Origin of the sequence: Parvibaculum sp. (assembly GCF_045863935.1) — a bacterium.
GTDB lineage: Bacteria > Pseudomonadota > Alphaproteobacteria > Parvibaculales > Parvibaculaceae > Parvibaculum.
The window spans coordinates 52,557-78,519 of sequence record NZ_BTVP01000001.1; the positions used below are offsets into that span (position 1 = coordinate 52,557).

The 25,963-nt window shown below is 64.1% G+C and carries 24 protein-coding genes; 12 read left to right on the top strand and 12 right to left on the bottom strand.

The window, feature by feature from the left end:
* Window positions 1-340: 340 nt before the first annotated feature.
* Both rho and ACKUUH_RS00315 read left to right on the top strand, forming a co-directional pair.
* Window positions 341-1,606 carry a transcription termination factor Rho gene (gene rho / locus ACKUUH_RS00310; RefSeq protein ID WP_407947843.1) on the top strand — a complete coding sequence of 422 codons (1,266 nt, stop codon included), beginning with the start codon at window positions 341-343 and terminating at the stop codon, window positions 1,604-1,606.
* A 66-nt stretch (window positions 1,607-1,672) separates the two neighbouring features.
* Entirely contained in the window at window positions 1,673-2,347 is a 675-nt protein-coding gene (locus ACKUUH_RS00315) for a PAS domain-containing protein (RefSeq protein WP_407947844.1), read from the top strand.
* Here the strand turns inward: ACKUUH_RS00315 and ACKUUH_RS00320 are convergent.
* From ACKUUH_RS00320 to ACKUUH_RS00345, 6 genes are all read right to left on the bottom strand, one after another.
* On the bottom strand, window positions 2,293-3,312 hold the full coding sequence (locus ACKUUH_RS00320) for an alpha/beta hydrolase (RefSeq protein WP_407947845.1): 1,020 nt from the start codon (window positions 3,310-3,312) through the stop codon (window positions 2,293-2,295). The two genes, ACKUUH_RS00315 and ACKUUH_RS00320, sit on opposite strands and share 55 nt — an antisense overlap.
* Entirely contained in the window at window positions 3,309-3,725 is a 417-nt protein-coding gene (locus ACKUUH_RS00325) for a GFA family protein (protein ID WP_407947846.1), read from the bottom strand. Before ACKUUH_RS00325 ends, ACKUUH_RS00320 begins: the two co-directional genes overlap by 4 nt.
* 10 nt (window positions 3,726-3,735) lie before the next feature.
* The gene (locus tag ACKUUH_RS00330; RefSeq protein WP_407947847.1) at window positions 3,736-4,719 is read right to left on the bottom strand and encodes a quinone oxidoreductase family protein; all 984 of its coding nucleotides are present in this window, start codon (window positions 4,717-4,719) and stop codon (window positions 3,736-3,738) included.
* A 33-nt stretch (window positions 4,720-4,752) separates the two neighbouring features.
* Window positions 4,753-5,376: a LysE family translocator gene (locus tag ACKUUH_RS00335; protein WP_407947848.1), complete on the bottom strand. Its 624-nt coding sequence runs from the start codon at window positions 5,374-5,376 to the stop codon at window positions 4,753-4,755.
* A 27-nt stretch (window positions 5,377-5,403) separates the two neighbouring features.
* Window positions 5,404-6,108, bottom strand: a complete 705-nt coding sequence (locus ACKUUH_RS00340; RefSeq protein ID WP_407947849.1) for a dienelactone hydrolase family protein — start codon at window positions 6,106-6,108, stop codon at window positions 5,404-5,406.
* A gap of 131 nt (window positions 6,109-6,239) precedes the next feature.
* Complete coding sequence (locus ACKUUH_RS00345; protein WP_407947850.1) at window positions 6,240-6,419, bottom strand: hypothetical protein; 180 nt, start codon at window positions 6,417-6,419, stop codon at window positions 6,240-6,242.
* 154 nt (window positions 6,420-6,573) lie between these two features.
* On the opposite strand from ACKUUH_RS00345, the gene ACKUUH_RS00350 reads away from it, so the two are divergent.
* The gene (locus ACKUUH_RS00350) at window positions 6,574-7,527 is read left to right on the top strand and encodes a transcriptional regulator GcvA (protein WP_407947851.1); all 954 of its coding nucleotides are present in this window, start codon (window positions 6,574-6,576) and stop codon (window positions 7,525-7,527) included.
* 200 nt (window positions 7,528-7,727) lie between these two features.
* On the opposite strand, the gene ACKUUH_RS00355 is transcribed toward ACKUUH_RS00350, so the two are convergent.
* Complete coding sequence (locus tag ACKUUH_RS00355; RefSeq protein WP_407947852.1) at window positions 7,728-9,755, bottom strand: thioredoxin domain-containing protein; 2,028 nt, start codon at window positions 9,753-9,755, stop codon at window positions 7,728-7,730.
* Between the two features lie 93 nt (window positions 9,756-9,848).
* On the opposite strand from ACKUUH_RS00355, the gene ACKUUH_RS00360 reads away from it, so the two are divergent.
* The 6 genes from ACKUUH_RS00360 (at window position 9,849) to ACKUUH_RS00385 (ending at window position 16,496) form a co-directional block, all read left to right on the top strand.
* A complete protein-coding gene (locus ACKUUH_RS00360) occupies window positions 9,849-10,133 on the top strand; it encodes a DUF6489 family protein (RefSeq protein ID WP_407947853.1) in 285 nt (94 codons plus the stop codon).
* 26 nt (window positions 10,134-10,159) lie between these two features.
* On the top strand, window positions 10,160-11,467 hold the full coding sequence (gene mnmE / locus ACKUUH_RS00365; RefSeq protein ID WP_407947854.1) for a tRNA uridine-5-carboxymethylaminomethyl(34) synthesis GTPase MnmE: 1,308 nt from the start codon (window positions 10,160-10,162) through the stop codon (window positions 11,465-11,467).
* Window positions 11,468-11,866: 399 nt separating this feature from the next.
* Window positions 11,867-13,723: a tRNA uridine-5-carboxymethylaminomethyl(34) synthesis enzyme MnmG gene (mnmG, locus tag ACKUUH_RS00370; RefSeq protein WP_407947855.1), complete on the top strand. Its 1,857-nt coding sequence runs from the start codon at window positions 11,867-11,869 to the stop codon at window positions 13,721-13,723.
* Window positions 13,724-13,822: 99 nt separating this feature from the next.
* Window positions 13,823-14,419: a 16S rRNA (guanine(527)-N(7))-methyltransferase RsmG gene (rsmG, locus tag ACKUUH_RS00375; RefSeq protein ID WP_407947856.1), complete on the top strand. Its 597-nt coding sequence runs from the start codon at window positions 13,823-13,825 to the stop codon at window positions 14,417-14,419.
* 49 nt (window positions 14,420-14,468) lie between these two features.
* Entirely contained in the window at window positions 14,469-15,326 is an 858-nt protein-coding gene (locus ACKUUH_RS00380) for a ParA family protein (protein ID WP_407948016.1), read from the top strand.
* A 255-nt stretch (window positions 15,327-15,581) separates the two neighbouring features.
* Window positions 15,582-16,496 carry a ParB/RepB/Spo0J family partition protein gene (locus ACKUUH_RS00385; RefSeq protein WP_407947857.1) on the top strand — a complete coding sequence of 305 codons (915 nt, stop codon included), beginning with the start codon at window positions 15,582-15,584 and terminating at the stop codon, window positions 16,494-16,496.
* 254 nt (window positions 16,497-16,750) lie between these two features.
* On the opposite strand, the gene holA is transcribed toward ACKUUH_RS00385, so the two are convergent.
* From holA to ACKUUH_RS00405, 4 genes are all read right to left on the bottom strand, one after another.
* Window positions 16,751-17,806, bottom strand: a complete 1,056-nt coding sequence (gene holA / locus ACKUUH_RS00390) for a DNA polymerase III subunit delta (protein ID WP_407947858.1) — start codon at window positions 17,804-17,806, stop codon at window positions 16,751-16,753.
* A 12-nt stretch (window positions 17,807-17,818) separates the two neighbouring features.
* On the bottom strand, window positions 17,819-18,337 hold the full coding sequence (locus ACKUUH_RS00395) for a hypothetical protein (RefSeq protein WP_407947859.1): 519 nt from the start codon (window positions 18,335-18,337) through the stop codon (window positions 17,819-17,821).
* Window position 18,338: 1 nt separating this feature from the next.
* The gene (gene leuS / locus ACKUUH_RS00400; RefSeq protein ID WP_407947860.1) at window positions 18,339-20,966 is read right to left on the bottom strand and encodes a leucine--tRNA ligase; all 2,628 of its coding nucleotides are present in this window, start codon (window positions 20,964-20,966) and stop codon (window positions 18,339-18,341) included.
* A 93-nt stretch (window positions 20,967-21,059) separates the two neighbouring features.
* On the bottom strand, window positions 21,060-21,623 hold the full coding sequence (locus ACKUUH_RS00405; protein ID WP_407947861.1) for a DUF3576 domain-containing protein: 564 nt from the start codon (window positions 21,621-21,623) through the stop codon (window positions 21,060-21,062).
* A gap of 600 nt (window positions 21,624-22,223) precedes the next feature.
* On the opposite strand from ACKUUH_RS00405, the gene ACKUUH_RS00410 reads away from it, so the two are divergent.
* The 3 genes from ACKUUH_RS00410 to ACKUUH_RS00420 all read left to right on the top strand — a co-directional run bounded on the left by ACKUUH_RS00410 (window position 22,224) and on the right by ACKUUH_RS00420 (window position 25,238).
* Window positions 22,224-23,348 (top strand): porin, encoded by a 1,125-nt coding sequence (locus ACKUUH_RS00410; RefSeq protein ID WP_407947862.1) that lies wholly within the window; start codon window positions 22,224-22,226, stop codon window positions 23,346-23,348.
* Between the two features lie 141 nt (window positions 23,349-23,489).
* On the top strand, window positions 23,490-24,362 hold the full coding sequence (locus ACKUUH_RS00415) for a sulfotransferase domain-containing protein (RefSeq protein ID WP_407947863.1): 873 nt from the start codon (window positions 23,490-23,492) through the stop codon (window positions 24,360-24,362).
* A 33-nt stretch (window positions 24,363-24,395) separates the two neighbouring features.
* Entirely contained in the window at window positions 24,396-25,238 is an 843-nt protein-coding gene (locus ACKUUH_RS00420; RefSeq protein ID WP_407947864.1) for a sulfotransferase domain-containing protein, read from the top strand.
* On the opposite strand, the gene ACKUUH_RS00425 is transcribed toward ACKUUH_RS00420, so the two are convergent.
* The gene (locus tag ACKUUH_RS00425) at window positions 25,214-25,840 is read right to left on the bottom strand and encodes a thiamine phosphate synthase (RefSeq protein ID WP_407947865.1); all 627 of its coding nucleotides are present in this window, start codon (window positions 25,838-25,840) and stop codon (window positions 25,214-25,216) included. The two genes, ACKUUH_RS00420 and ACKUUH_RS00425, sit on opposite strands and share 25 nt — an antisense overlap.
* Between the last annotated feature and the right edge of the window lie 123 nt (window positions 25,841-25,963).

Consider the following 25,963-nt stretch of genomic DNA (forward strand, 5'->3'; position numbering starts at 1 on the left):
CCGTTGAAATCGGAACCGGGGCGCTTTATATGGGTTTCAAAGCCGGGTTCCTTCCGGCGGCCTTCCTACGTTCTTTCCCGGCTCCAATGCGTCTTTCCTCACGTCGAGGGGCGTCTTGCCGGCCAGAAGATCCCCGCATGAGGTTCCACAAGGGCAAAAGCCCGAGGCCTGTGCGGCGACGGAAAGAACCCCGAGGCCCGTTTCTCCGACATATCATCAGCCGTTCGCAGACCCGCTTTATCCTCCCCCATTCCGAAAAGATTTCCCCTCCCTCGCTCCGAGGACCGACCCTGAAAGAGGGACGGCAAGTGGAAACCCCAGAGAAAGACCTATCAAGCCGATGACGCAGATCAAGCTGCAGGACCTCAAGGCCAAATCCCCGACGGACCTTCTGGCGCTCGCCGAGGAACTCGAGGTCGAGAACGCCTCCACGCTCAGAACGCAGGACATGATGTTCGCGATCCTGAAGCAATATGCCGAGCAGGGCGTCGACATCATCGGCGAGGGCGTGGTCGAGGTGCTGCCGGACGGTTTCGGCTTCCTGCGCTCGCCCGAAGCAAACTACCTGCCGGGTCCCGACGACATCTACGTCTCCCCCTCGCAGATCCGCCGCTTTTCGCTCCGCACCGGCGATACGGTCGAAGGTGAGATCCGCAGCCCGAAGGATGGCGAGCGCTATTTCGCGCTGCTCAAGGTTTCGACGGTCAATTTCGAGAGCCCGGACAAGGCGCGCCACAAGGTCCATTTCGACAATCTCACGCCGCTCTACCCGGATTCAAAGCTCGAAATGGAAGTGGACGATCCGACGCTCAAGGACCGCTCGTCCCGCGTCATCGACATCGTGGCGCCGCTCGGCAAGGGCCAGCGCGGCCTGATCGTCGCGCCGCCGCGCACCGGCAAGACGGTGCTGCTCCAGAACATCGCCCATTCGATCACGACCAATCACCCCGAATGCTATCTGATCGTGCTGCTGATCGACGAGCGGCCGGAAGAAGTGACCGACATGCAGCGTTCGGTGAAGGGCGAGGTCATCTCCTCCACCTTCGACGAACCCGCGCAGCGCCACGTCCAGGTCGCCGAAATGGTGATCGAAAAGGCCAAGCGCCTCGTCGAACATGGCCGCGACGTCGTGATCCTGCTCGACTCGATCACCCGTCTCGGCCGCGCCTACAACACGGTCGTGCCGTCCTCCGGCAAGGTGCTGACGGGCGGTGTCGATGCCAATGCGCTGCAGCGCCCCAAGCGCTTCTTCGGCGCGGCGCGCAACATCGAGGAAGGCGGCTCGCTCACCATCATCGCGACGGCGCTGATCGACACTGGGTCGCGCATGGACGAAGTCATCTTCGAAGAGTTCAAGGGCACCGGTAACTCGGAAATCATTCTCGACCGCAAGATCGCCGACAAGCGCGTCTTCCCGGCGATCGACATCCTCAAGTCCGGCACCCGCAAGGAAGAACTCCTGGTCGAGAAGGGCCAGCTTTCCAAGATGTATGTGCTGCGCCGCATCCTCAATCCGATGGGCACGGTCGACGCCATCGAGTTCCTGCTCGACAAGCTCAAGCAGACGAAAAACAACGGCGAGTTCTTCGACAGCATGAACACCTGATTAGGAAATTCTGCTAATCTCAACCGTGCAATTCACGCGTGTAATTGGTTGAGTGGTGGAGCTTTCATGACGGCGAGACAGGGGCGCGGTTCGGGCGAGGGACGCCCGACCTGGATTCAGCCGCTGATGGAATGGTCTTCCATCCAGAAGGTCAAGGCGCGCCTCAAGGGGTCCCTCGACCGGGTTCCGGTTGCGGCCGGAGATATCACGCTTTCCAATGCGGGCCGCCAGCTTCTCGCCTGGTGGCTCGAGGCGCGCGGCGACCGTGCGATGCCCGACGCGGGGGATGTCAGTCCCCGCGCTCTTGTCGAGCTTCTTCCCTATATCCGCTATCTCTCCTGGGAAGACGAAGACAGGCTCGTTTTCCGGATTTTCGGAAGTGCGCTCGCCGAGGCGACCGGCGCCGACATCACCGGTTACGACATGTTCGCCTTCTCCCATGACGAGGTCGAGATCGACAGGGCGCGCCTCAAGCGTCTTCACGAACAGCCTTGCGGCATCGTGCTTGTGCGAGACGTCTTCTTGAAGGAGGGGGGCCACTTCCCCTGCGAGTTCATGACCTTGCCGATTGCGCCCGGCCCGGACGGCAAGAAACGGATCATCGGCACCATCGTGCCAGCGGTTCACGTCGAGGAATGGACGACGGATCTCATCTTCGACCGTATTCTCACGCTTCGCCGCGCCGTCTATTTCGATACGGGCGCCGGCGCTCCCGATCCCTCGCTCGGGCTCGAGGTCTGAGGCGCGGGCGTTTCTTCCTCCCCCGTCATCTTCAGGATGAAATCCGCGACCGTATCGGCAAGGCCCGGCGCGAGCGGCGCTTGCGGGTTCACGTAGAGCGCCATGTTTCCCGCGCGGTCTTCGGGCGCCAGTTTCAGCACATGGTTCATGTTTTCGACGGTGAGGAGGGTCACGCCGTCGCGCGCGGCCTCGAGCTTCTCGCCATCGACGGGGCGCTGCTGCAGGTCGCGCGTTCCCTGTATCACCAGCGCGGGAACACCGGTCTTCGCGAGTTCGGCCGCCGGATCGTATTTGAACCAGGAAATCAGGTAAGGCTGCACGCTTGGCCGGTAGAGCGTGTCGAGCTGCGGCGGCACGTCGGCCACCATTTCCCCGTGTTCGAGGCTTTTCAGGATTTCCTCCGCGCGCGCGGCGATTTCGGGCGGCAGGTCCTGTCCGCCAAGCTGTTCGCGGATCAGAGCGGGTGCGGGCCTGCCGCTCGCCGTCAGCAGAACGAGCCCGGCGACGGGATGACGGGTGGCGGCGAGCGTTGCGACCAGCGCGCCCTCGCTATGGCCGATCGCGACGATGCGGCGGACACGCGGTTCGCCTTCGAGAAATTCGAGCCAGCGCACCGCATCCTCGACGAAGGTTTCGGCGCGGAGTTTCGCTTCCTCCGGCGCCGCGCCGATGCTCTCGCCGGCACCGCGCTTGTCGATCCGGAGCGTCGCGATGCCGCGCGCGGCAAGTTCCTCTGCAAGGAGCTTCAGGCTGTCGTTTTGGCCGCTCGGGAAATTGCCGTCGCGGTCCGTCGGTCCGGAGCCCGCAAGGATCAGCACCGCATCGGCCGGAGCTTCCCCGCCGGGCATCGTCAGCGTGCCGAAGAGGCTGCCGTCGAGGTTCACCTCCCGCTCGTTCCCGCTTGCCGAATTCGCGGGAACCGCGGACAGGGCGAACAGAAGGAGAGCGAGCGCGATGCGTATCATGGTTTGAGCTTTTCCCATCCGGGGTAAGCGCCGTCGAATTGCGGCGCGCCGTCATGCCCCTCCGCCCAGGATGCTTTCGAGGAGCAATATTCCTGCGCGATTACACGCGCAGGCACCTCTCCCTCCAGCGCGTTCGCGGTCAGAATAATCGTCTCGTCCGGCACCTTCAGGTTGGCGCCCGTCATCGCGGTGCCGCAGCGCGAGCAGAAGCTGCGCACGAGACCCGGCGAACTCTCGTAACGGGTGAGTTTGTCCGCGCCTTCCCAGGTCACGTCATCGCGCATCGCCACGAAGAAGAAACCGGCATGACCGCCCGCCGCCTTGCGGCACATCGCGCAATGACATTCGACGATGCCGCTCATGCGCTTCGCATGAAAGCGCACCGCGCCGCAGAGGCAGGAGCCTTCGATCATGTTCCCTCTTTTACGGGACGAGCACGCTCGCGCCGACCGTCTTGCGGCTTTCGAGATCGATATGGGCGCGGGCGGCTTCGGCGAGCGAATAACGCTGCTTCACCTCGATCTTCACCGCGCCCGACTTCACGACCGAGAAAAGATCGTCGGCCATTTCCTGCATCGCGGTGGGCGTTTTTGCGGCGTAGTGGAACATGGTCGGCCGCGTGACGTAGAGCGAACCCTTCTGCGCGAGGATGCCAAGGTTCACATCCGTGACCGGGCCGGACGCATTGCCGAAACTGACGAGAAGGCCCAGGGGCGCGAGGCTGTCGAGCGAGGAAATGAAGGTCGACTTGCCGACGCCGTCATAAACGACGGGAAGCTTCTTGCCCCCCGTGATCTCCTTCACGCGCGCGGCGACGTCTTCCTTCGAATAGTCGATGACGTGGTCGCAGCCATGCTCGCGCGCGAGCTTCGCCTTTTCTTCCGAGCCGACCGTGCCGATAACGGTTGCGCCGAGATGTTTCGCCCATTGGCAGGCGATGAGACCGACGCCGCCCGCCGCCGCGTGCCAGAGGATCGTCTGGCCCTTTTCCACTCTGAAGGTCTGGCGGAGCAGGAACTGCGCGGTGAGCCCTTTCAGCATCATCGCGGCCGCCTGTTCGTCGCCGATGCCGTCCGGCACTTTCACGGCGCTTGAGGCGACGACATTATTCGCCTGCGCATAGGCGCCGATCGGTCCGCTCGCATAGGCGGCGCGATCACCCACCTTGAATTGCGTCACGCCTTCGCCGACGGCTTCGACGACGCCCGCCGCCTCCATGCCGATGCCCGAAGGAAGCGGCACGGGATAGAGCCCCGAGCGGTGATAGGTGTCGATGAAATTGACGCCGATCGCCTTCGCGCGCACCGTGATCTCGCCGGGCTTCGGCTGGCCGAGCTCCACGTCGCGGAGCGTCATCGCTTCGGGGCCGCCCGTCTTTTCGATGCGGATCGCCTTGATCGTCGTCATGCGTTTCGTTTCCTTTTCCTGGCCCTGTTCTTTCTAGCGCCGCGTCAGCGCGAGGCCGATGCCGGCCGCGACCAGCACGGAGCCGGTGATTTTATTGCGCAGCATTTGCGCGCGTTCGCTCTTCAGATGGGGCGCGAGCTTGCCCGCCGCGAGGGCGAAAGTGCCGTCGGAAAGCGTGCTCACGACGATGAAGGTGACGGCAAGGAGAACAAGCTGCGGACCTGCCGGCGCCGTGTGGTCGATGAATTGCGGAAAGAAGGCGGCGTAGAAGGCGAGCGTCTTCGGGTTCGTCACCGAGATCAGATAGCCGCGCCGGAAGAGCGTCGCGCCGTTCGCATGTCCGCGCCTTGCATCGGGAAGGTCCGGATCCGCGTAGCGTGCGCGCAACGCCTGCACGCCCAGAAAGACGAGATAGGCCGCGCCGATCAGTTTCAGCGCCTCGGCCCAGGGACCGAGCGCGGCGAGCAGCGGCGCGAGGCCGAGCACCGTCAGCACCATATGCGTCGAGAGCGCGGCGGTCGTGCCGCCGAGCCCCGTCAGCGCGGCGCGCGGGCCTTGCGCGATACCGCAGGCGACAAGCCAGGTCACCACCGGCCCCGGGATCACGCAGAGGATGAGCGTCGCGGCAATGAAGCCGAGATAGAGATCGAGCGACATGGCCGCGACTCCCGTGGTCCCGAGGCGTCAGGCCAGATGCCGCTGGAAGAATTTGAGCGTGCGGTCGTTCGCCTCGTCCGCCGTCGCCTTGTCGTAATGCGCGCCGCCCGGACGGGCGAACGCATGGTCCATCTCCGGATAGCGATGGATGGTGACGTGCGGATTGCCGTGCAGGCCGGCGACTACCGCCTCCTGCGCTTCCGGCGGGACGAATTCGTCCTTGCCGGCGATGTGCAACATCAGCGGCGCCTTGATGCCCTTGGCATCGCCGAGGCGGTTCTGGATGTTGACGCCGTAATAGCCGGCCGAAGCGTCGCTATCCGTGTGGCAGGCGGTGAGATAGGCGAGCTGGCCGCCGAGGCAATAGCCGACGGCGCCGACCTTGCCGCTTGTCATCGGACGCAACGTCGCGATCGTCGCCTGGATATCCGTCACGCCCTTGTCGACGTCGAACTTGCCGAAGAGGTCGAAAGCCTTCTTCCACTCGGCTTCGGTCTTGTCGGTGATGTCGATGCCGGGCTCGATGCGCCAGAAGAGATCGGGGCAGAGCGCGACATAGCCTTCCCCCGCGAGCCAGTCGCAGAGGTCGCGCATGACCTTGTTGACGCCGAAGATTTCCTGGATGACCACGATGCCCGCCTTGGGACCCGGACCGGTGCCGGAGGCGGGTCTGGACAGATAGCCCGAGAAAGAGCCGTCCGGTCCCTTGATCGTTATCGTCTCGCCGCTCACTTGCGCATCTCCTCGTATCGTCTCGTGGGAAGGGTGGGGTCGCGGGGACTCTACCTATCCTTCAGGAGCGACGCGAGGGGATGCGAAGCAGTGGCCTCACTTTTTCGGGGAGCCTGTTTCGGGGAGCCCTGTCAGGCGGCGAGCTTGGCGTTGCCGCGCGAGAAGAGCCTGGCGAGACGGTTCTGGATCGTTTCGCCGCGGGTCTTGCCGGCCAACTGGCCTTCAGCCTCGCGGATGTCTCCGCGGCGAGCCGAAAGGGCGACATCGAAGGCGCCCACATAACTCGTGGCATAAATGGCAAGGATGTTCATTTTATTCACCTTCAGACACGGCCAGCGGGGAACCATTCCCATCGAACCCGGCCGCGTATCCTCTTGTAGCTTGGGTTTACGCTGGTGATATGCGCTGCCGGGGCCTATATATCAAACGATCTTTTTGCACCGCAGTTGTGAGATAAACTAACATATGGCTCCCCGCCGCCTGCCATCGCTGAAAGCGCTCCGGGCCTTCGAGGCCGCGGCCCGGCATGGCAGTTTCTCTCAAGCTGCCGCCGAGCTCAGCGTGACCCATGCCGCAATCAGCCATCAGGTCAGGGCGCTGGAGGAAGAACTCGGCGCACCGCTTTTTCACCGTACGGGCCGTCACGTCGAGCTGACCGAGCGCGGGCAGAAGCTCGTTCCGGCGCTCACCGCCGCTTTCGAGCAGATGGCCGATGCCTGGGCGCAGGCGGGCGCGAAGGACAATGCGACGCTCACCGTTTCGGTCGAGCCCTCTTTTGCGGCGCGCTGGCTGGTGCTCCGGCTCGGCAAGTTCAACCGCGCCCACCCCGATATCGAGCTTCGCCTGCTGCCATCCTCCGACATCGTCGATTTCGCGCGCGAGGATGTCGATATCGGCATCCGCTACGGGCTCGGCGAATGGCCGGACGTCGTTTCCGAAAAGCTTTTCGAGGCGACGGTCTATCCCGTCTGCTCGCCCGCGCTCCTCGACCCCAGGCGCCCGATCCGCAAGCCCGAAGACCTCAAATCCTATCCGCTGCTGCATGAGGAAACGATGCAGCACTGGGTGAACTGGCTCGAAGAGGCGGGCGTGAAACATCCGCGCTGGGCGATGCGCGGGCCGCTCTTCATCGAGGCGAGCCTCGCGCTGCAGGCGGCCGCGGGCGGGCAGGGCGTCGCGCTCGCCAACGACACGCTCGCCATGGCCGACCTCGCCGAAGGCCGGCTCGTCCGCCTCTTCGATATCGAGATGCCGGACGAGGAGGGCTACTGGCTCGTCTATCCGGAAGGGGCGCTGAAGAAGCCCAGGGCCGAAGCCTTCCGCAACTGGATCCGCGAGGAGGCCGGGCTCGGGCCGCCCGAACACCCGAAGCCGCCCGAAATGCTCACGCCGCGCGGGCGGGGGAAGGCGGTGAGGTGAGAAGCGGATGTCGTTTTTTCTCTACACTTGTCATGCCCGGACTTGATCCGGGCATCCAGTAGCCGCCGCAGGCGGCGTCATTCTTCGCAAAAATTCCTTCTCCTGTTTCCTCTGGCGCTTTGGCGCAGTCTTGCGAAGAGAGACGGCGCGGTCCGCGCCTTCTGGATTGCCGGGTCAAGCCCGGCAATGACGGTGTGGGTCTATCCCATCCGCGCCCGCTTCATTTCCTCGATGAGGGCACCAGCCTCCGTCACCGGCAGCGAGCAGGTCTCGCCGGCGCAGACGTAAGCGGTGGGTTTGCCGTCCTGCCTTTCCTTGCCATGCGCCGGGTGCCCGGCGGGCAGCACCTTGCCGTCGCGCATTCGCATCAGCACGCGCGAGGGACAGGAGACGGAGAAGGCCGCGCGGGCGAGGGGCGCCGTCTCCGCCTCCGTTCCGATCAGCACCACCTGGACGGGCCGGAGCCTGGTGTCGAGGCTCGCGATGTAACTCCCCAGCGGAAAGATGTTCTCCTGCAGCTCGCCCGCGAAGGCGCGGATCAGCTCGTCGGCGCGGGCAAAATAATCCGCCTTGCCGGTCAGCAGCGCGAGCTTCACCAGCGTGCCCGGCAGCGTTCCGTTGGCGGCGGGCGTTGCATCGTCCGAAACCGTCCGCCTACGGATGATGAGGGCCGGGGCGTCGCCAGCGGTGAAGAAGTAGCCGCCATTCGTCTCGTCGCGGTAATGGGCGTCGAGTTCGGCGATGAGGCTTTCAGCTTCCGCCACATAACCCTCGTCGCCGGTCGCTTCGGCGAGCGCGACGGCCGCATCCGCCATATTGGCGAGATCGTCGGCCATGGCGATGTGCTGAAGTTTCCCCTCGCGCCAGGCATGGTGGAGGCGGCCCTCCACTCTCATCGTCTCCATCACGAAGCGGAAGGCCGATGCCGCCATCTCCACCCACGCACTCTCGCCGAAGGTGGCGCCGGCGCGGGCCAGGGCGGCGATCATCAGCCCGTTCCAGTCGGCGAGCACCTTGTCGTCGAAGCCCGGATGGACGCGCATATCGCGCTCGGCAAAGAGCCGCGCCTTCAGCGGTTCGAGCGCCGCTTCCTCTTCGTCGCTGAAAGGCGCGTCGGCGCGGGCGAGGCGGTTCAATATGTTCGTCTCTTCCCAGTTGCCTTCGGCCGTCACATCATAGACCTGCTTGAAAAGTTCCGCCTCGCCGGGCGTGAGGAGATTGTCGATCCCGGCTTCCGACCAGACATAGAATTTGCTCTCGACGCCCTCGCTGTCGGCATCGAGCGAAGCGGCAAACCCGCCGCCTTCCGTCGTCATCTCGCGCGCGACCCATTCCACCGTCTCGCGCACGCGGCGCTCGTAAAGCGGCTTGCCGGTTTCGGCCCAGACCAGCGTCAGAAGGTCGATCAGAGCCGCATTGTCGTAGAGCATCTTCTCGAAATGCGGGGCGAGCCAGAACTCGTCCACCGAATAGCGTGCGAAGCCGCCGCCCAGGTGATCGTAGATGCCGCCTTCGGACATATGGTCGAGGGCGCGGGTGACGGGGAGGGCGAAGTCCTCGCGGCCGGTCCTCAGATGCGCGCGCCACAGGAGCGAGAGCAGGGGGACTTGCGGAAATTTCGGCGCGCCGCGAATGCCGCCATTTTCCGGGTCCATGATCTCGGCGAGTTTTTCAGCGACGATAATCGGCACCTGCGGCGTGGGCTCGCCGGGCCGCGCGGTCCCGGCCTGTTTCTTCAGCGCCTCGGTCAGCGCCGCGCGGTTCTTGTAGACCTTGGCCGGTTCCTCGCGAAAGATGCGCGCGACTTCGGTCAGCACATCGGCAAAGCCCGGCCGTCCATAGGCCGCTTCCTTCGGAAAATAGGTGCCGCCCCAGAAGGGCTCGCCCTCCGGCGTCAGGAACATGGTCAGCGGCCAGCCGCCCTGCTGCCCCAGAAGATGCAGCGCCGACATGTAGATCGCGTCGATGTCGGGGCGCTCTTCGCGGTCGACCTTGATGTTGACGAAGTGCTCGTTCATCACGGCGGCGACGCCTTCATCCTCGAAGCTTTCATGCGCCATCACATGGCACCAGTGACAGGCGGCATAGCCGACGGAGAGCAGGATCGGTTTCTTCTCGCGCTTCGCGGCGGCGAGCGCCTCTTCGCCCCAAGGCCGCCAATGCACCGGGTTCTCCGCGTGCTGGAGGAGATAGGGGCTCGTTTCGGCGCTGAGGAAATTTCGTGACATGCGAGCTTCCGGACGGTTCACTTGAAACAATGATTTGATTTGTTGCGGCAATGTGGGGCAATCCATCCGCCCCGTCGAGAAAGAGATAAGGCGATGAAAGTCACAATCGATGTCGAACTGACGCCCGTCGAAGCGCGGCGGCTGATGGGGCTGCCCGACCTCGAACCGATGCAGCAGCGCCTCATCGCCGAGCTCGAAAAGCGCATGGCCTCGAACATGTCCTATATCGATCCCGAGCAGATCGTGAAGGCGATCATGCCGGTCGGCGCGCAGGGGCTCGAGCAGTTCCAGAACCTGCTCTGGGGCATGGCGCAGACGGCGATGGGCGGCGGCAAGAAACCCGCGCCGAAGAAAGACGGCGCGAAGAAAGAATCCTAGAGCCACCGATAACGGATCGCAGCGCAGTGGAAACGATTTACGCCCTGTCGACGGCGGCGGGACGCGCCGGCATTGCCGTGCTGCGCCTGTCGGGGCCGCATGTGCGCGAGGCCGTTCTCGCGCTCACCGGCGAAGAACCGGGGCCTGCGCGCGAGGCGCGGCTCAGCCGCTTCCGCGATCCGCAAACGCAGGCGCCGCTCGATCGTGGACTCCTTCTGTTCTTCGAGGGCCCGGCGAGCTTCACCGGCGAGGATGTTGCCGAGTTCCACATTCATGGCGGCCGCGCGGTCGTCGCCGCGATGCTGCGCGCCCTGTCGGCGCTGCCGGGGCTTCGCGCGGCCCGGCCCGGCGAGTTTACGCGCCGCGCCTTCGAGAACGGCAAGCTCGACCTCACCGAGGTCGAAGGGCTCGCCGATCTCATCGACGCCGAAACCGAGGCGCAGCGCATCCAGGCGCTGCTCCAGATGGAGGGCGCGCTCGGCCGACTCTATGAGGGCTGGCGCGCGCGGCTCATCAAGGCGCTGGCTTACGCCGAGGCCGAAATCGATTTTCCCGACGAGGATGTGCCGGGCGGCCTCACCCGCAAGCTCCTCCCCGAGATCGAGGCGCTGGCCGCTGAAATCGCCGCCCATCTCGATGACGGGCGCAAGGGCGAGCGGCTTCGCGACGGGGTCGAGGTGGCGATCATCGGGCCGCCGAATGCGGGCAAGTCGAGCCTCCTCAACCGCCTCGCGGGGCGCGAGGCCGCCATTGTCTCGGAAGAGGCGGGGACGACGCGCGATGTGCTCGAAGTCCGGCTCGATCTCGGCGGCGTGCCGGTGACGCTGGCCGACACGGCGGGATTGCGCGAGGCGGCAGGCGCCATCGAGCGGGAGGGCGTGCGCCGGGCATTGGCGCGCGCGGAGGCGGCCGATCTCCGTCTGGTCATCACCGCTCCCGGAGCGGGCGGCGATTTCTCGCTGGCGCGCGAGGGCGACATCCGCATCGTCAACAAGCTCGATCTCGGCGGCGAGGTGCCGCCCGGCGTCCTCGGCGTTTCGGCGCTGACGGGGCAGGGGCTTGATCTTCTCGAAGCCGTCCTCCGCGAGAGGGTCGGCGCGGCCTATGAGGCCCAGGAACATCCGATGATCACCCGCGCCCGTCACCGCGAGGGGCTTGGCGACTGCGCGGCCTCGCTTGCCCGGGCAGGTGAGGCCTTGAAGGCGGAGCGTGCCGCCGAACTCGTCGCCGAGGATCTCCGTCTTGCCGCCCGCGCGCTGGGCCGCATCACCGGCCGCGTCGATGTCGAGGATCTGCTCGACGTGATTTTCCGCGACTTCTGCATCGGCAAGTGACGCCGCTTCGGCTCCCTCCGTGAAATTTCTCACCTGTCACTCGTCATGACCCGCTTTATGCGGGTCATCCACGTCTTTCTTCTCTGGATGCCGGAAGACGTGGATGGCCCGCCAAAAAAGTTTGAAGGAGGGCCGGGCCATGACGAAGATGGAGGGTTCCACTTAGCGGGCCTGTTTCACGTGAAACAGGAAGAAGGCTCGAATCCGATTCCCCTTCAATCACTTGCGGCAGAATCCTCAACTCGGTGGAATCGCGATTCGACTCTGTGGAAAAGTTTGACGGGGCAGGCGTCAGCGACTATTGCTCTGCCGTGTTTGCCTGATTGTGCCGCGGTCGAATCCGTTCCTACGGCCACAGGCACTTTTTCTCCACCAGGGTTTTTCGGGCGGGTTAATTCGATGACGCGCGAATTCGATGTGATCGTGATCGGCGGCGGCCATGCGGGCTGCGAGGCGGCGTCGGCGGCGGCGCGTGCGGGCGCGCGCACGGCGCTCATCACGCACAAGATTTCGACCATCGGCGAGATGTCCTGCAACCCGGCCATTGGCGGTCTCGGCAAGGGCCATCTGGTGCGCGAGGTCGATGCGCTGGACGGGCTCATGGGCCGCGTCGCCGATGCCGCCGGCATCCAGTTCCGCCTGCTCAACCGGCGCAAGGGTCCGGCCGTTCGCGGCCCCCGCGCCCAGGCCGACCGCAAGCTCTATCGCGAGGCCATGCAGACCGCGATCCTGAACCATCGCAATCTCGAGGTGATCGAGGCCGCCGTCTCTGACCTCTTGGTGGAGGCGGGCGAGGTCAGGGGCGTCGCCTCGGAGGACGGACGGCAGTGGAAGGCCGCTCGCGTGGTGCTCACCACCGGCACTTTCCTGCGCGGCATGATTCATCTCGGCACGAGCCGCATCCCGGCGGGCCGGGTAGGGGAGGCGCCGGCGCTCGGTCTTTCGGACCAGCTCTATGGTCTCGGCTTCCAGCTTGGCCGGCTCAAGACGGGCACGCCGCCGCGCCTCGCCGGCGACAGCATCGCCTGGGGCGAACTGGAAGTGCAGCCGGGCGATAATCCGCCCGTGCCCTTCTCCTTCCTGACCACGGAAATCTCGACGCCGCAGGTGCCCTGCCACATCACGCGGACCACGGAGGCAGGTCACCGGATCATCGAGGAGAACCTGAAGTTCTCGCCCGTCTATTCCGGCCAGATCGAGGGCGTCGGGCCGCGCTATTGCCCCTCCATCGAGGACAAGGTGGTGCGGTTCCGCGAGCGCGACAGCCACCAGATCTTCCTGGAGCCCGAGGGCCTCGACGACGACACGATCTATCCGAACGGCATTTCGACCGCCCTGCCGGAAGAGGTGCAGCTTGCCTTCCTCAAGACCATTCCGGGTCTTGAGAATGTGGTCATGCGCCGGGCGGGCTATGCCATCGAATATGACTATATCGACCCGCGCGAGCTCACGCCCACGCTGGAGACGCGGCGGCTTCCCGGCCTTTACCTGGCGGGCCAGATCAACGGCACCACGGGCTATGAGGAGGCGGCCGCGCAGGGGTTGATGGCGGGGCTCAATGCGGCGCTGGCGGCGGCGGGCGCGGAACCCCTGATCCTCGACCGGGCGCAGGCCTATATCGGCGTGATGATCGACGATTTGATCACGCGGGGCGTCAGCGAGCCTTATCGCATGTTCACCTCGCGCGCCGAATACCGGTTGACGCTCCGGGCGGACAATGCCGATCAGCGCCTCACGGCGGCAGGGATCGGCGCGGGCGTCGTGGGGGAGGAGAGGGCGTCGGCTTTCGGGGCCCGGATGCAGGCGCTGGACGCGGCGCGCGCGCTTTGCGCGGCAGCAAGGCTGAGCCCCAGCGAGCTCAACAAGCGCGGGCTCAAGGTCAATCAGGACGGCGTGCCCCGCAGCGCCCTGGAGTTGCTTGCCTATCCCGATGTGGATGTGGCCCGGCTGGCTGCCATTTGGCCCGTACTGGGCGGCTTCGAGCCCGGTATCGGTGAGCAGATGGAGATCGAGGCCCAATATGCGGGCTATCTGGAGCGTCAGGAGGCCGATATAAGGGCATTCCGGAAGGATGAGGGGCTGAAGCTCCCCTCCGGACTGGATTACGGGCGCATCGGCGGGCTTTCTTCCGAGGTGCGGCAGAAGCTTTCGGCGGCGCGCCCGGCGACGCTCGGACAGGCGGCGCGGGTCGATGGCGTGACCCCGGCGGCGCTCACAGCCTTGATGATTCACGTGAAACAAAAGCGCACGGCTTGAGGCATCATACCCGGTATGTCCCAACATGTAGTAGGGGAAGGGCCGCAAGTCGTTGATGCGGAATCCTTTTCCGCCCTTCTCGGTGTTTCACGTGAAACAATGGAGCGGCTCGTCCGGTACGAGACCCTCCTGATCAAGTGGCAGAAATCCATAAATCTCGTCTCAGCGAGCACTCTGCCGGAGCTATGGCGGCGGCATATGCTCGATTCTGCCCAGCTCGCGGCGCTGGCGCCCGAGGGGGCGCGGCGCTGGGCCGATCTCGGCAGCGGCGGCGGCTTTCCGGGCCTGGTCGTGGCCATTCTGCTGGCCGGGAGGCCGGGTTTCGAGATGCATCTGGTCGAGAGCGACCAGCGCAAATGCATCTTCATGCGGGAAGTGGCGCGGGCGGCGGAAGCGCCGGTGACGGTTCATAATTGCCGGATCGAGGGTTTCGCAGCCGGGCAGGGCGCCTTCGACGTGGTGTCCGCCCGGGCGCTGGCGCCGCTCGACCGGCTGCTTGGCTGGGCCGCGCCGCTTTTCGGTCCGCAGACGGTAGGGCTGTTTTTGAAGGGGCAGGGGGTCCAGGACGAATTGACCTTGGCCCGAAAAAGCTGGATATTCGAAGCCGACCTTCACCCCTCTCAGTCGGATCCAGCGGGTTCCGTGCTGATGCTGCGAGGCCTTCATGGAACAGATCGACAAGATGCTGGTGACTGACGCGGCCCGAACTGCCGCGAGCGCCATTCCTGCTGAAGGCGGCAATCCGATGATTGCTCCGTCCACGGATCGTCCGCGCATCCTGGTCGTCGCCAATCAGAAAGGCGGCGTCGGCAAGACGACGACGGCGATCAATCTCGGCACCGCGCTTGCCGCTGTCGGCGAGCGCGTGCTGATCGTCGATCTCGATCCGCAGGGCAATGCCAGCACCGGTCTCGGCATTGGCCGCAACGAGCGCAAGGTCTCCGCTTATGATGTGCTGATCGGCGCGGCGCTGATCGAGGATGCGATCGTGCCCACCAAAGTGCCCGGCCTCGATATTGTTCCGTCCACGATGGATCTTCTCGGCGCGGAGCTCGAACTTGCCAGCGTGCAGCGCCGCTCGCATCGCCTGCGCGATGCGTTGTCGCGCATGCCGCGTCACGGCAAGACGCGCGGCGAGAGCGATGCCGAGAAGCAAAGCACCTCGCGGCCCTACTCCTATCTGCTGATCGATTGCCCGCCTTCGCTCAACCTGCTCACCATCAATGCGATGACGGCGGCGGACGCGATCCTCGTGCCGCTGCAATGCGAGTTCTTTGCACTGGAGGGTTTGAGCCAGCTCCTGCGCACCGTCGAGCGCGTCAAGACCAGCCTCAATCCGCGTCTCGACATCCAGGGCATCGTGCTCACCATGTTCGACCAGCGCAACAAGCTCTCCGACCAGGTGGCGTCCGATGTGCGCTCCTATCTCGGCGACAAGGTTTATCGCACGGTCATTCCGCGCAATGTCCGCATCTCCGAAGCGCCGTCCTATGGCAAGCCGGCGCTGGTCTATGATCATCGCTGCGCGGGCAGTAAGGCCTATATGAAACTGGCCGCCGAGATGATCCAGCGCGAGCGCCGCATCCGTCAGTCGGCGGCTTGAAGCGCCTGACTGGAGGAGCCGGCGAGGCGAGGGCGCTGCGAAATGTCTTAACAACGCCTTCTAACGAATTGAAACTATTGTATTATGGGTCATACAAGGTAGTGCTGGCGTAAGGCGGAAACTTGGCCCAGTGGCGCTTTTCCGCGATTTCGGTAAATGATGGGCGAGGCCCTACCGGTCCTACCGGCAGGGCGGCCGCGCCGGGGGCGGGCGGTCAGGCAAATGAGCCCCGGGAATGGAATTGGAAGGGAAGCGATGGCAATGGCAGAGGAAACCCCGAGCCGGCTTGGACGTGGTCTGGCGGCGCTGATCGGCGAGGACACCGCCTTCGCGCTTGGCGACAAGGAAGCACCGGCGCCCAAGGGCGTGCGCGAGGTGCCGATCGAGTTCCTGCGCGCGAACCCCTTCCAGCCGCGTCACACCTTCCGGCCGGAAGACCTCGAAGACCTGTCGAACTCGATCCGCGAGAAGGGCATCCTGCAGCCGATCGTGGTGCGCCCCGTGCCGGGCGAGGACAACCGCTTCGAGATCGTCGCCGGCGAGCGCCGCTGGCGCGCCGCGCAGGCCGCGCAGCTCCATCAGGTGCCGGTGATCGTCAAGGAACTGAGCGACGCCGAATCGCTCGAAATCGCGATCATCGAAAATGTGCAGCGCGCCGACCTCAACGCCGTCGAAGAGGCGGCGGGCTATGAGCGCCTCATGCAGCAGTTCAGCTATACGCAGGACCAGCTTTCGAAGCTCATCGGCAAGAGCCGCTCCCATGTCGCCAATACGTTGCGCCTTCTCTCGCTGCCCGATAGCGTCCGGGGGCTGATCGAGGAGGGCAAGCTGTCGGCCGGCCAGGCCCGTCCGCTGATCGGCCACGGGCAAGCCGAAAGTTTCGCCCGCGAGATCGTCGCCAAGGGTCTCTCGGCGCGCGAGGCCGAGGCGCTCACCCGCAAGCCCGATGCGGCGGCCGCGAGCGCCCGGCCGAAGTCGCTCCCGAAGCCCGAAAAGGATGCCGACACGCTGGCGCTTGAGAAAAACATTTCCGACCAGCTCGGGCTCAAGGTCGAGATTTCCTTCTCCGGCGACAAGGGCGGCGAGGTGAAGATCGCCTACAAGACGCTCGAGCAGCTCGACGAAATCTGCCGCCGCCTCGCCGGCCGCAATGCGCAGAAGATGCAGTAACGCGAATTAATCCGGGTACGGAGGATTTCTCCCTCTCCGCGGGAGAAAGGGAAGGGTGAGGGGGCTGCCCTCCGATCCTTATCCCCTCTGTGGCTCGTCTGCCGTTGCAACACTGCACGGGGGTGTGCTTCCTCCGGCACAGCGGGGACAAGAGCGCCGTTCATGACGGTTCAATGACAGTCGTGTGACAAAGAGCCCGGTTTATCCTCCTTTTGCGGGGACAGCGCGGCGCGCCGATCTTGCGCCATCCTGATCTAACGGCGCGCTGAACGCGCGCCTTGGGCAATCCGGAAAAGCGTCTGGCCGCAGATCGAAACATCGGGCTGGCCGGTCGATTTGCATTGCCCCTCTGCCTCAAGGGCGAGCGCCAGCGCACGGTCGAGGCGCCGCCGGTTCCACAACCGCATTTGTCCTTGTACGGATGTTTTTCGGCTGAAATGGAGCGGCGGCCGGAAGCCTCTGATCGCGCCCTCGACATCGCTGCCGGTTTCGAGGCGCGCGGCGGCGAGGTGAAGCTGCATCAGGTGGCGCGAAAGCGCATTCAAGATCGCGATGGCATTGGTGTCGGCGGCCTTGGCGCGGGCGAGCGCGGTGTCGAGCCGGTCGAGGTCGCCCGTCATCGCGGCGTCGATCACCTCGTCGAGGTTCGAGCCTGCATTGTCGCCGACGCTGGCCCGTGCATCGTCGAGCGTCACCATGCGCTTCTCGCCGGGCTTGTCCGCCGCCGCTTTGGGTCCCGCATAAAGGATGAGCTTTTCGAGCTCGTTCTGCGTCACGCCGCGATCGGAGCCGAGGTTCTGCAAGAGATAGTCGAGTGCGGCGGGCTCCGGTGCGAGGCCCTCGGCGGAAAGCCGCGAGCGGATCAGGCTCTCGATCTGCTCGCGCCCGTCGGCATAACAGGCAATCGCAGCCGCATTCTTCGCGTTCTCGAAAAGCGCGCGCAGCGACGAGCGCGGTCCAAGCTCTCCCGCCTCGACAAGGATCAGCGCGTCGCCCGCGGGATCGGAAAGGAAGCTTTCGAAAATCTTCGCGGTGCCGTCGGCCGCGCCGCGAATGCGCACCACGCGCCTGCCGCCGAGCATGGCGATCGACGCCGCCTCGTCGGCGAGGCGCGCGGGGTCCTGCTTCAGATCGCCGTCGGAAAGTTCCGAAATCCGGAAAGGGTCGGTGGGATCGTCAACGACGGTCCGCAGCATGATCTCGATCCGCTCACGGACGAGCCCGGCGTCGGGTCCGTAGACAAGAACCGCAAGCACCTTCGGATCGGGGCTCTTGACGAAACGGTCTGCGTCGCGGGGCGCGATTTTCAAGGCGCGTTCCGCCTAGCTGCCGGTCTTGGCCGCGCGATCGAAATAGATCGAGAGCTGCAGCTTGATGTCGCTTGCGGCCGCCTTGGCGATGCGCTCGCGCGTGTCCTTGTCGGCGACGATGTTGGCATATTCGGACTGGACGCGGTTGTAGGAGGAACGCGAGCGCGAGGTCGAGCGCAGCAGCGTCTCCTTCGTGTCCGTCTTCACGAGACGGAAGGGCACGAGAAGCGCGAGGTTCTTGCGCGTCACGTCCGCGTCGCGCTCGGTGATGACGTCCTCGCTGTAGAGCACGGGCGCGATCTCGAGAATGTAGGGCGCATTCGGCGGCGGATTGCCGGTGGAGGAGAATAGGTCGAGCAGGCTGTACTTGATTTCGCGGCCAAGCGCATTGTCCGGCGCGCTGACGTCGAGTTGCGAGAGTTCGTCCGTCACCGCGACGCCGCCCCGCTCGGCATAGAGCGGCGAGAATCCGCAGGCGCCGAGCGGGGCCATCAGCAGGAGCGCGATCAACGGTGCGGCAAGACGCTTCACGTCAGGCCACGATGTTGACGATCTTGCCAGGCACGACGATGACCTTGCGGACGGGTTTTCCATCGATCGCCTTCTCCACCTTGTCGAGCGCGAGCGCCGCGCGTTCCACCGTTTCCCTGTCCGCGTCGCGAGCGATGGTCAGCTCGTCGCGGCGCTTGCCGTTCACCTGAACGGCAATGGTGATGGAGTCTTCCACGAGGAGGGCCTTGTCGGCAACCGGCCATTCGGTGCCGGTCAGCGGCGTCTCGTGTCCGAGCGTCTCCCAGCACTCCTCCGCAAGATGCGGCATCATCGGGCCGACGATCTGGACGATGAGCTCCAGCGCCTCGCGCAGCGCCCATTTCGCATCGTCCTTCTTCGGTTCCGCAGGTGCGAAAGCGGCGATCGCGTTGGCGAGTTCGTAGACGCGGGCAACGGCCCTGTTGAAGCGCAGATTGTCGAAGTCGTCGGCCGCCGCCGCCAGCGCCTGATGCGCGGCCCGGCGCAGCGCCATCGCCTCTTCGCTGAAAGCCGTCGGCATGGCCGCGCCCTTCGGCGCGATGCTTCCTGCGGCGCCGCTCACCATGCGCCAGAGGCGCTGCGTGAAGCGCCAGGCGCCTTCCGCGCCCTGGTCGGACCATTGCACGTCGCGGTCGGGCGGACTGTCGGACAGCATGAACCAGCGCGCGGTGTCGGCGCCGTATTTCGCGATGATGTCTTCGGGGTCGACCGTATTCTTTTTCGACTTCGACATCTTCTCGACGGAGCCGATGCGGATCGGCGCGCCCGTTTCCACATGCTTCGCGACGCGCTTGCCGTCCACCGTCTCGATCGCGACTTCCTCCGGCGGCACCCAGCGGCCTTGTTCGTCGCGATAGGTCTCGTGGTTCACCATGCCTTGCGTGAAGAGCCCGGCAAAAGGTTCGTCGAGCGAAAGATGCCCGGTCTTGTGCATGGCGCGGGTGAAGAAGCGCGCATAGAGAAGGTGCAGGATCGCATGCTCGATGCCGCCGATATATTGATCGACGGGCAGCCAGCGATTTGCGGTTTCCTTGTCCGTTGGCGTCTTTGCATCCGGCGCGGTGAAGCGCGCGAAATACCAGGAGCTGTCGACGAAAGTATCGAACGTGTCCGTCTCGCGGCGCGCCGGGCTGCCGCATTCGGGGCAGTCTACCTGCTTCCATGTCGGATGGCGGTCGAGCGGATTGCCGGGCTGGTCGAACGTCACGTCGTCGGGCAGCACGACCGGCAATTGATCGCGCGGCACCGGCACGACGCCGCAGGCCTCGCAATGGATCACGGGGATCGGGCAGCCCCAATAGCGCTGCCGCGAAATGCCCCAGTCGCGCAGGCGGTAGTTGACCGTGCCTTCGCCGAGGCCGAGCGCTTCGAGCTTTTCGATCGCAGCGCGCTTTGCGGCGGTGACGTCGAGGCCGTTCAGGAACTCCGAATTGACGGCGACGCCGTCGCCCGTGAAGGCGTCGGTGCCGGCGATGAGTTCGGCGCCCCATGCGGGATCTTCCGCGCGGTCCTTCGGCGTGACCACGGGAATGATGGGGAGCCCGTATTTTTTTGCGAAGTCGAAGTCGCGCTGGTCATGGGCGGGGCAGGCGAAGATCGCGCCGGTGCCATATTCCATCAGCACGAAATTCGCGACATAGACCGGGAGCGTCTTGCCTTCCATGAAAGGATGGCGGGCGGTGAGGCCGGTGTCGAAACCCATCTTCTCTGCCGTCTCGATCGCTTCTTCCGACGTGCCGATCTGGTCGCATTTGCGGATGAAGTCCTGGAGCGCCGGATTGTCCTTGGCAAGCGCCTGCGTTAGCGGATGATGCGGGGAGAGCGCGCAGAAGCTCGCGCCGAAAAGCGTGTCCGGGCGTGTCGTGAAAATTTCGAGCCTGTGGTCCGCTTCGCCGGGCACGCCGTCGAGCGGAAAGAAGACGCGCGCGCCTTCGGAGCGGCCGATCCAGTTCCTCTGCATCAGCCGGACCTTTTCCGGCCAGTGCGTCAGCGTCTCAAGACCGTCGAGCAGGTCGTCGGCGAAATCCGAAATCTTCAGGAACCATTGCGTGAGTTCGCGCCGCTCGACGAGCGCGCCAGAGCGCCAGCCGCGGCCGTCGATCACCTGCTCGTTCGCGAGCACCGTGTTGTCGACCGGGTCCCAGTTCACCATGCTCTTGCGGCGGGTGACGATGCCGGCGTCCAGCATGTCGAGAAAAAGTGCCTGCTCCTGGCCGTAATATTCGGGATCGCAGGTTGCGAATTCGCGGCTCCAGTCGATCGCAAGGCCGATCGATTTCAGCTGCGCACGCATGGCTGCGATGTTGTCGTAGGTCCAGCCCTTGGGATGGACGTTCTTTTCCATCGCCGCATTCTCGGCCGGCATGCCGAAAGCATCCCAGCCCATCGGGTGCAGCACGTTGTAGCCGCGCGCGCGCCGGAAGCGCGCGATCGCATCGCCGATCGTGTAGTTGCGGACATGGCCCATGTGAATGCGCCCCGACGGATAGGGGAACATTTCGAGAACATAATATTTGGGTTTGCCGTTCGCGCCTTCGTCAGCAGGATCGCGGGTCAGGAAGTCGCCGCGCTCCTCCCAGATCTTCTGCCATTTCGGCTCGACGGTGCGCGCATTGTAACGTGTGGACATGGTCTTGCGGGATCTCTCGGACGGGACCGGGGCGGAGGCGGGTGCCCTGGCCCTCTCCCCGAGCGCGTGCCCCGCTGTCCGCCCGTTCCGGGCTTACTTCTGTTCCTGCGCCTCGATCGTGTTGATGCGAAGCTGGCGGGCGCGGACGAGAATGGCGTTCTCGATCTGCGGGCCTGTGGAGTTGGCGACGGGCGCGTCGACCCATTCGCCGTTTTCGGCCTTGTTCTGGCGGAAAACGGCCACTTTGACGCCATCGGCGCGGAGCCGCTTGTCGAGAATATAGACCGTCACCTTGAAGCGTTCGCCGGCCGCCTTCGGGTCCTGGTACCAGTCGGTGATGATGACGCCGCCGAAGGGGTCGGCGGAGGCGAGCGGCATGAAGGAAATCGTGTCGAGCGAGGCGCGCCACAGGAAGCTGTTCACGCCGATGCCGCCGCCGCCGAGATTTTCTTCCGCGCCGCCGCCGAAGAGTTTCAGGCCGTCCTCGCCGAAGACGGATTCGCGTTCCTTGCCCGTCGGATTATTGGGGCCGCCCTGGCCCGTCGGCTGGCCGGGGAAGTTCGATTCCGAGGGTCCGCATGCCGCAAGGCCCAGAAAGGCAGCGCAAAGAAGCGCCGCGACGGTCGATTTCGCGCGTGTCAGTCCGTGATAGGTCATCAATTTACGGCAAGCCTCTCGCGTTGCGCCCCTCTGTCCGCCGTCTCTTGCGTGATCGGCATGCGGAGAGCAAGTGAATTCGCATGTCCGGCGCGTTCCGCAGCCGGCGCGCCTTTTATAGCGAGATAAAGCCTTCCCCCGCAATCGCACATATCCCGGGAAGATCTCCCTCCCTTCGCCCTGCGGGCGCCCGCCGCAAATGCCGGGAGCGGCGGACAGGCAGGGAAGTGTGACCAGCAAAGCACAATATGGTGAGGGCCGATGCGCCTTCCGCTCCTCGTCCGCACCTGCCGGAACACCGGCTTCGTGCAAAGGAGTCCGCTTGAACGCTGAACAACTCGCTCCGTGGACAGGCATTCTCCGGCCAGGCAATCGCATTGGTTAACGGTCGTATCCGGATTTGTGCCCTTTCCGCAACATCGACTGACATTCCATCGTCATGCGGAGAGGTTTGCTTGACCCGAGGCGCTTATCAACGGATTAATCGGGCATGCGCTCGGGGGGCAGTTTCGGTCGGCCCGGCGATGCACGAGCCACGGGGGAAGTTTTCCACTGGCTCGTTCAAATGGAACAGCTCTTAGCTGATACTGCGAGGAACACATGAAAAAGACACTCCTTGGGACGACTGCTCTCGTCTCGGCCGGCCTCATCGCCGGTCCGGCGCTTGCGAGCGATCCGCTGACCGTTACGGTCGGCGGCACCGTGACGGCCGGTTTCTACGTCATTGATGCCGACGATTTTGGCGGCGCGTCCTTTCAGGACACGGCCGTGAAGCTTGTCGCGCGCAACATCGACATCAAGGCCGAAGGCACGCTGGACAATGGCATGGTTGCCGGCGTTCTCGCGACGCTCTCGCTCGGTGACGACTGGAACTCGCACTTCAACAACAACGACGCGACGTTCCGCGAACTCTTCGCCTATCTCGAAGGCGGCTTCGGCCGGTTCGAAATCGGCGGCACGGACGGTTCGGCCTTCAAGATGCACTACACCTCGCCCTGGTTCGTGCCGGGCAACGGTGTCGACAGCCCGAACATCCTGAACTCGTTCGGCGCGACGAGCGTGACCACGGGTTATGGCTTCCGTCATTCGACGTTCTCGCTGATGGCGGCGGATGCAAACAAGGTGACCTATTTCACCCCGCGCTTCGCTGGCTTCCAGCTCGGTCTCTCCTACACGCCGGAGACGACCTTCAACGGTCCGAACCCGAACGGCCTTGGTCTCGTTGCGAATAATACCTCGATCGAGGATGTGGTCGAAGTCGCGCTCAACTATGCCGGCTCCTTCGGCAGCGTCGATCTCGGTGTGGACGGCTTCTACGTGTCGGGCGATGCCCCGACGGCAACAGCGGGCGATCCCGAGGAACTCGGCTTCGGTGCCAATATCGGCTTCGCCGGCTTCACGCTCGGTGGCGCCTGGTACCAGTCGGAAGATCTTTTCCTGACCTCCGTTCCGGTCCCGAGCACTGTGGGTCTCGAAGAGGAAGTCTGGACCGTTGGTCTCTCCTATGGCACGGGTCCGTGGACGGTTGGCGTTGCTTACCTCGAGGACGAGATTTCGTTCCCCGGTGCATCGAGCGACATCACGACTTGGCAGGCCGGTGGCGGTTACAATCTCGGCTCGGGCGTCGACGTGGGCCTCGATCTTCAGATGAGCGAGATCACGGGCTTCGGCGGCGGTAGCTGGGAATCCCAGTCGGCTGGTCTCGTTCTCTCCGTTTCGTTCTAATCATTTCTGCGATCAGTTCGCTTCGAAGAAGCAAATCTAAGATTAGAGAGCGGGTACAAGACCCGCTCTCTTTTTTTTGCCTGCGCAAATTGCTAGGTATGGCGCCGACAACCGATAAATGACAGCGCGAGAGGTCGCGATATGGGCGCCCTGATCTGGCTTGCCTCCTATCCGAAGTCCGGCAACACATGGATGCGCAGCTTCCTGCACAATCTTTTCAGGAACAGCCATCAGCCGGTCAACATCAACGAGATCGACGATTTCTGCCTGGGCGGTTCCGTCGCGCAGTGGTACCGGCGCTATACATCGACGCCGCTGCGGGAAATGAGCGACGAAGAAACGGCGCGCTACCGGATGCAGGTGCAGCGCGACTTTACGACCGTCTTTCCTGACTCAGTATTCGTCAAGACCCACAATTATCTCGGCGAGCGTAACGGCGTTCCGCTGCATAATATGGAGGTGACGGCGGGCGCAATTTACATCGTCCGGAATCCGCTTGATGTCGTATTGTCAATGATGCCTCACTACGACATCTCACTGGAAGAGGCGATCATTGCGTTGGCGAATGAGGATGCGGGTACCGTCCGCACGGAATCGCATGCACCGGAGGTTTACGGATCGTGGTCCACAAATGTGCGCACATGGACTCGAACACCGAGCCCTGGACTACTGGTTGTGCGCTACGAGGATATGCTCGACAAACCGCGCAAGACCTTCAAACAGGTTGCGACGTTTCTCGGAGTCAGACCCTCACCGGACAGGCTCGAGCGCGCGATCAGGTTTTCATCCTTTAAGGTGCTGAAGGCCCAGGAAGAGAAGGCCGGCTTTAAAGAACGGCCGAAAGTGTCCCGGAATTTCTTCCGCGAGGGCAAGCGGGATCAATGGCGCGAGAAGCTGACGCCCGATCAGGTGCGGCAGATCATATCGGTTCATCACGAGCAGATGGAGCGCTTCGGCTATATCCCCCACGATTACCGCGATGCCGTGCCGGCGCCATCCGCCGCCAGCGCGTAACATGACGCGAACGGAAGAGATTGGCTCGATTTCATGGGCGCGTTGATCTGGCTTGCCTCCTATCCGAAGTCCGGCAACACGTGGATGCGCGTCTTTCTGCTCAACCTGTTGCGCGACAAGGATGAGCCGCTCGACATCAACAAGATGGCTTCGTTCAGTCCGATGGATGCCGCGCGGGCCTGGTATGAACCCTTTGCATCTGCCCCGCTTGAGAAGCTTGGCGAACCGGAAATTGCCGGACTCCTTCCCGCCGGACACAAGCGCATCACCGAATTGCGGCCCGATCCCATTCTCGTGAAGACCCATAATTTTTTCGGCAGCTGGCATGGCGTGCCCCTGCAGACAGCCGCCGTTTCGGCGGGTGCCGTCTATATCGTGCGCAATCCGCTCGACGTTGTCCTTTCGGTCCGCAGTCACTTCGGTATGCCCGACATCGACCGGGCGATCGGATATATCGCCAACGAGAATATGGGAGCCAGGTTAAGCCGTGAGAGGATGCCTGAATTCTTTCGCAGCTGGTCCGGACATGTGCGAAGCTGGATAGAGAAAGCCAATCCAAAAATTCACGTGGTGAAATACGAAGATATTGTGGATGCACCGAACGTTCAGTTCGGGCGGATCAGCCGGGTTCTTGGCATCCCGGCGAATGAGAAGCAGATCGATCGTGCGATCCGCTTTGCCTCCTTCGAACAGCTGCAAAAGCAGGAGGCAGAACACGGTTTCGCTGAAAGAGCGCCGAATTCCGACACCTTCTTCAGGCAGGGAAAAAGCGGCGGCTGGCGGGAAACGTTAACCCGCGAGCAGGTCGAGCGGATTGTTGCCGATCATCGCGAACAGATGGAGCGGTTCGGCTATATCCCCGAAGAGTATCGCTGATGCAGAAGGAAGCCGATGCCCGCGACGCCCGCAATGCCGGTTCCCTGCAAGCGGCGGATGTGCGTTTCGTCCGTGATCCCGCCAAGGGCATAGGCCGGCATGCCGAGCGCGCCTGCAAGCATCGCGAGACGGGCAAGCCGGACGACGCCCAGCACCTTTCCGCCGGGATGACTTTCCGTCGGCAGGACGGGAGAGATGAGCACGGCGTCCGCCCCGGCTCTTGCTGCTTCGATCACCGCCCTCTCCGAATGACATGCCGCGGTGACCAGAACATGCGCCGCGATGCCGCGACAGCGGCCGATATCGCGCTCGGGCAGATGGATGCCGGCGATGCCGAGCCGCCCGCCAAGCTTCGGGCTGCCTGCAACGAAAAGGACGCAGGTTTTTTTTCGTGCGGCCGCGGTGAGGCGTCTCGCCGTCTCATAATCGGGCTTTTCGTCATAGGCGCGCCATATCAGTGCGCTGCCACGCGGCAGAGCGGCAAGCGCCGCCCAGGGGTCGGGAAGACGCTTTGGGCCGGTCATCGCGATGAGGGCGACCGATGTTCTATCGGGATCGAGATAGCGCACCGCGCGCACAACCCGGTCCAAATCCTTTCTCATCTTGTCTCCAAAACGTCCTGCCACTAGCTTCGCCGAGACTATGCCAATGACCGATAACAACGCCAACAGGAACGAAACACCGAAGGCGCGCCTTGACGCCGTTCGGGACCGGATCGCGCGCGC

Bases quoted from the DNA above. Each gene is read 5' to 3' on its own strand.
- ACKUUH_RS00415 (WP_407947863.1), top strand. From the start codon at position 23,490: ATGGGCGCCCTGATCTGGCTTGCCTCCTATCCGAAGTCCGGCAACACA.
- rsmG (WP_407947856.1), top strand. From the start codon at position 13,823: ATGGAGCGGCTCGTCCGGTACGAGACCCTCCTGATCAAGTGGCAGAAA.
- leuS (WP_407947860.1), bottom strand. From the start codon at position 20,966: ATGTCCACACGTTACAATGCGCGCACCGTCGAGCCGAAATGGCAGAAG.
- ACKUUH_RS00345 (WP_407947850.1), bottom strand. From the start codon at position 6,419: ATGAACATCCTTGCCATTTATGCCACGAGTTATGTGGGCGCCTTCGAT.
- ACKUUH_RS00320 (WP_407947845.1), bottom strand. From the start codon at position 3,312: ATGATACGCATCGCGCTCGCTCTCCTTCTGTTCGCCCTGTCCGCGGTT.
- ACKUUH_RS00360 (WP_407947853.1), top strand. From the start codon at position 9,849: ATGAAAGTCACAATCGATGTCGAACTGACGCCCGTCGAAGCGCGGCGG.
- ACKUUH_RS00385 (WP_407947857.1), top strand. From the start codon at position 15,582: ATGGCAATGGCAGAGGAAACCCCGAGCCGGCTTGGACGTGGTCTGGCG.
- ACKUUH_RS00325 (WP_407947846.1), bottom strand. From the start codon at position 3,725: ATGATCGAAGGCTCCTGCCTCTGCGGCGCGGTGCGCTTTCATGCGAAG.
- ACKUUH_RS00315 (WP_407947844.1), top strand. From the start codon at position 1,673: ATGACGGCGAGACAGGGGCGCGGTTCGGGCGAGGGACGCCCGACCTGG.
- ACKUUH_RS00330 (WP_407947847.1), bottom strand. From the start codon at position 4,719: ATGACGACGATCAAGGCGATCCGCATCGAAAAGACGGGCGGCCCCGAA.
- ACKUUH_RS00410 (WP_407947862.1), top strand. From the start codon at position 22,224: ATGAAAAAGACACTCCTTGGGACGACTGCTCTCGTCTCGGCCGGCCTC.
- ACKUUH_RS00405 (WP_407947861.1), bottom strand. From the start codon at position 21,623: ATGACCTATCACGGACTGACACGCGCGAAATCGACCGTCGCGGCGCTT.
- ACKUUH_RS00355 (WP_407947852.1), bottom strand. From the start codon at position 9,755: ATGTCACGAAATTTCCTCAGCGCCGAAACGAGCCCCTATCTCCTCCAG.
- mnmG (WP_407947855.1), top strand. From the start codon at position 11,867: ATGACGCGCGAATTCGATGTGATCGTGATCGGCGGCGGCCATGCGGGC.
- ACKUUH_RS00420 (WP_407947864.1), top strand. From the start codon at position 24,396: ATGGGCGCGTTGATCTGGCTTGCCTCCTATCCGAAGTCCGGCAACACG.
- rho (WP_407947843.1), top strand. From the start codon at position 341: ATGACGCAGATCAAGCTGCAGGACCTCAAGGCCAAATCCCCGACGGAC.
- ACKUUH_RS00380 (WP_407948016.1), top strand. From the start codon at position 14,469: ATGATTGCTCCGTCCACGGATCGTCCGCGCATCCTGGTCGTCGCCAAT.
- ACKUUH_RS00350 (WP_407947851.1), top strand. From the start codon at position 6,574: ATGGCTCCCCGCCGCCTGCCATCGCTGAAAGCGCTCCGGGCCTTCGAG.
- ACKUUH_RS00335 (WP_407947848.1), bottom strand. From the start codon at position 5,376: ATGTCGCTCGATCTCTATCTCGGCTTCATTGCCGCGACGCTCATCCTC.
- ACKUUH_RS00425 (WP_407947865.1), bottom strand. From the start codon at position 25,840: ATGAGAAAGGATTTGGACCGGGTTGTGCGCGCGGTGCGCTATCTCGAT.